The sequence below is a fragment of the Flavonifractor sp. HCP28S3_F3 genome, from assembly GCF_052065355.1.
GTDB lineage: Bacteria > Bacillota > Clostridia > Oscillospirales > Oscillospiraceae > Flavonifractor.
Genome location: NZ_JBQHUF010000028.1, coordinates 1 through 2,934, shown reverse-complemented (window position 1 = coordinate 2,934; position 2,934 = coordinate 1). Strand labels below are relative to the sequence as shown.

The following is a 2,934-nucleotide window of genomic DNA, read 5'->3' as shown; positions in this document are numbered from 1 at the left end:
GTTCCGGGTAAAGCCATAGATACGCACCTCCTCCGCATACTTCCATTATACAGAATGATTGCAAAAATGCAATTTCCAAAGTGTAAACTTCATCAAAATGCAATTCTCGCAATATTCCGGGAATTGCATTTTTTTCGTGTAGACTTAGGGTAGTTCATCGATGGACGGCACCTTGAAAACAGAATGACCGTCCGAAAAGGAATACCCCGGCTGGGGAAGCACCGCAAGGAGTCGGACTTCGGGACAAAATGTCCCGAAGTTGCGAGGAGCGTGCCAACGCCGGAACACGCCGCAGGAATGGGGCAGGAAACCTTTTCGGGGAGAACGGCAACGGAAAGCAAAATGGAGGGAACGCATGAGAGATAACCCCTATAAAGACTTGCCGCCGCTGGAACGCAGGCCGGACGGTTCCCTTTACCGCATGACCCCGGCGCAGAGAAAACAGGCGGCCAGCCTGATACGCCGGGAGTGCTGTTGCTGTGAGGACGGCAACTGCATTGTCCTTGACGATGGGGACACCTGCACCTGTCCGCAGACGATTTCTTTCTCGGTCTGCTGTAAGTGGTTCCGCTGGGCGGTCTTGCCGCTGGACGGGACGCTGGAAGCGGAGATTTTCCGGGATAAGGACTTGAAACGCTGTGAGGTCTGCGGCGGTGTGTTCGTCCCCAAATCCAACCGGGCAAAATACTGCCCCGGCTGTGCCGCCAGAGTTCACAGGCGGCAGAAAACAGAAAGTGAACGGAAAAGGAGGTCTGCTGTGGACAGTTAGGAGCGAAAAAAGCCTTGATTTATCAGGCTTCGCAAGCCCCAAACCGGGGCTGGTGGTATAAAGTATCGCCCGCCCCGGAAAACGGGCTTCTAACCGTCCACAAAACGCACTATGACAAATACCATCTATATCCATCAGCCGGAAAAGGCGTTCAGCTTCACCCGGCTCCCGAATTTCCTCTTTGAAGCCCCCACATTCAAGCCCTTGTCCAACGAGGCAAAGGTTCTGTACGCCTTTATCCTGCGCCGGACAGAGTTATCCCGCAAGAATGGGTGGGCGGATGATTGCGGACGGATTTATCTGTACTATCCCATCTGCGAGGTGGTTGACCTGCTCCACTGTGGGCGGCAGAAAGCGGTAAACACCCTGCGGGAACTGCAATACGCCGGGCTGGTGGAGATCCAGAAGCAGGGCTGTGGAAAACCCAACCGCATTTTCCCAAAATCCTATGAAGCGGTTCCAAACACCGACTTCAAGAAATCCGGTTCTGGTACGCCGGAGGGCTGAAAACCGTACTTATGAAGTGAGGAAATCACTCCCCGGAAGTACGAAAACCGGACGGTATATAGAAATACAAAGATTAAAAAGATTTATTTATATTCTATCCATTCCAATCCTATCCGAGCTAATTTCTGCGGGATTTTCCCTGTGGAAAACCCCGGATAGGAAAGGAATGGGGAAAGGAGCAGAATGGCACAACACGCAATTTTGCGGTTTGAGAAGCACAAGGGCAACCCGGCAAGGCCGCTGGAAGCCCATCACGAAAGACAGAAAGAACAATACGCCAGCAACCCCGACATTGACACAAGCCGGAGCAAGTACAACTTTCATATCGTCAAGCCAGAGGGCAGGTACTATCATTTCATTCAAAACCGCATTGAACAGGCCGGGTGCCGAACCCGCAAGGACAGCACACGGTTTGTCGATACGCTGGTAACTGCCAGCCCGGAGTTTTTCAAGGGGAAATCCCCAAAGGAGATACAGGCGTTTTTCCAGAGGGCGGCGGACTTCCTCATTGGCCGGGTAGGACGGGAAAATATCGTGTCGGCGGTGGTACACATGGACGAGAAAACGCCCCACCTGCATTTGACCTTTGTTCCGCTGACAAAGGACAACCGCCTGTGTGCAAAGGAGATTATCGGCAACCGGGCAAACCTGACGAAGTGGCAGGACGATTTTCACGCCTATATGGTGGAGAAATATCCTGACTTGGAGCGTGGGGAGAGCGCCAGCAGGACAGGCCGGAAGCATATCCCCACCCGGCTTTTCAAACAGGCGGTTTCCCTCTCCCGGCAGGCAAGAGCCATTGAAGCCACACTGGACGGCATTAACCCGCTGAACGCCGGAAAGAAAAAAGAGGAAGCCCTCTCCATGCTGAAAAAGTGGTTCCCGCAGATGGAGAATTTCTCCGGGCAGTTGAAAAAGTACAAGGTCACAATCAATGACCTGCTGGCGGAGAATGAGAAGTTGGAAGCAAGGGCAAAGGCCAGCGAAAAAGGAAAGATGAAAGATACGATGGAACGGGCAAAGCTGAAAAGCGAACTGGACAATTTACAGCGGCTGGTTGACCGTATCCCGCCGGATATACTGGCGGAACTGAAACGTCAGCAGCGGCACACGGTAAAGGAAAGGTGATAGATATAAGCAGAAATTTTCGCCGCCTCTGTGCGGCATTGTACCTTGAAAACTGAATATGGAGGACACTGGATGGCAAAAAGTGAAAGCGATATTTTTACACCCCGAACAGGGCAGGTTATACAAGCAGAGAACGGCACGCAGTATTTTGTATGTGGGAACAACCGTATAAAAATCTCCGAACACTTCGCCGCAGGCGGGAAGCCCCTCGGTGATCTGATTGTAGATGTGGTGCGGCATACCGCAGAAAAAGCCGCTTCAACCTGATAGCCCATCATTGATAACACGCCCACGCTTATGATATAATTGCCATAGAGCAAAAGTATTGTAAGCGTGGGTTGTTTCTTTAGAAGGAGGATTTTTACGGTGAAACAACCTTACAATACTACGATTTACAACACGGCGCTTTATATGAGATTGAGCCGGGACGATGAACTGCAAGGAGAAAGCGGGAGTATTCAGACACAACGCATGATGCTCCGGCAATATGCCGCCGAGCATGGCCTGAATGTCATAGATGAATATATCGA

The 2,934-nt window shown here is 51.6% G+C and carries 4 protein-coding genes; all 4 read left to right on the top strand.

The genetic code is table 11. The features are described from left to right. Positions 1 to 355 precede the first annotated feature (355 nt). Complete coding sequence (locus ACTNB1_RS14750) at positions 356 to 769, top strand: cysteine-rich VLP domain-containing protein (RefSeq protein ID WP_002588751.1); 414 nt, start codon at positions 356 to 358, stop codon at positions 767 to 769. A gap of 111 nt (positions 770 to 880) precedes the next feature. After that, positions 881 to 1,276 (top strand): replication initiator protein A, encoded by a 396-nt coding sequence (locus tag ACTNB1_RS14745; RefSeq protein ID WP_002588752.1) that lies wholly within the window; start codon positions 881 to 883, stop codon positions 1,274 to 1,276. A 183-nt stretch (positions 1,277 to 1,459) separates the two neighbouring features. Then, positions 1,460 to 2,404, top strand: coding sequence for a MobV family relaxase (mobV, locus tag ACTNB1_RS14740; protein ID WP_002334814.1), 945 nt, complete (start codon positions 1,460 to 1,462; stop codon positions 2,402 to 2,404). A gap of 72 nt (positions 2,405 to 2,476) precedes the next feature. Beyond that, on the top strand, positions 2,477 to 2,671 hold the full coding sequence (locus ACTNB1_RS14735) for a hypothetical protein (protein ID WP_002334813.1): 195 nt from the start codon (positions 2,477 to 2,479) through the stop codon (positions 2,669 to 2,671). The last annotated feature ends 263 nt before the right edge of the window (positions 2,672 to 2,934 follow it).

Bases quoted from the DNA above. Each gene is read 5' to 3' on its own strand.
- ACTNB1_RS14750 (WP_002588751.1), top strand. From the start codon at position 356: ATGAGAGATAACCCCTATAAAGACTTGCCGCCGCTGGAACGCAGGCCG.
- ACTNB1_RS14745 (WP_002588752.1), top strand. From the start codon at position 881: ATGACAAATACCATCTATATCCATCAGCCGGAAAAGGCGTTCAGCTTC.
- mobV (WP_002334814.1), top strand. From the start codon at position 1,460: ATGGCACAACACGCAATTTTGCGGTTTGAGAAGCACAAGGGCAACCCG.
- ACTNB1_RS14735 (WP_002334813.1), top strand. From the start codon at position 2,477: ATGGCAAAAAGTGAAAGCGATATTTTTACACCCCGAACAGGGCAGGTT.